This window comes from Marinomonas sp. TI.3.20, assembly GCF_038155025.1.
Lineage (GTDB): Bacteria > Pseudomonadota > Gammaproteobacteria > Pseudomonadales > Marinomonadaceae > Marinomonas > Marinomonas flavescens.
Genome location: NZ_JBAKAS010000076.1, coordinates 1 through 480, shown reverse-complemented (window position 1 = coordinate 480; position 480 = coordinate 1). Strand labels below are relative to the sequence as shown.

The 480-nt window shown below is 43.3% G+C and carries 1 protein-coding gene; it reads left to right on the top strand.

The window, feature by feature from the left end:
• Positions 1-26 precede the first annotated feature (26 nt).
• Positions 27-305 carry a transposase gene (locus tag V6259_RS19630; RefSeq protein WP_341585966.1) on the top strand — a complete coding sequence of 93 codons (279 nt, stop codon included), beginning with the start codon at positions 27-29 and terminating at the stop codon, positions 303-305.
• The last annotated feature ends 175 nt before the right edge of the window (positions 306-480 follow it).

Here is a 480-nt window from a genome sequence, read left to right as displayed (position 1 = left end):
AAATCTAGTTAAATAAGAGGTGTATTATGAAGTCCAAACGTTACCCTGAAGAATTTAAAAGAGAAGCGGTTAAACAAGTGACAGAGCGTGGTTATTCTGTTGCTGAAGTGGCTCAACGGCTCGATACAACCACCCATAGTTTATACGCTTGGATCAAAAAGTATGGAGAGCCGCATTCTCAACCATCCGAAGACCTTGATTTAGCCTCTGAGAATGCTCGACTCAAGTCTGAACTGAGACGAATCACGGAGGAGCGTGACATTCTAAAAAAGGCCGCAAGGTACTTTGCCAACAACCCAGAGTAAAGTACGCCTTTGTTCGAGACCACCAAAAAGAACACTCTGTTCAATTGATGTGTCACGTCTTTAAAATTCATCGAAGCGGTTATTATGCTTGGTTGAAAAAGCCACTGTCTGATCGGTCTATTGAAGATCTGCGACTGTTAGAACGAATACGTGAATGCCACATCGCTAGCGGTGG

Excerpts from the sequence above, each read along its gene's own strand:
- V6259_RS19630 (WP_341585966.1), top strand. The coding sequence starts at position 27 with ATGAAGTCCAAACGTTACCCTGAAGAATTTAAAAGAGAAGCGGTTAAA.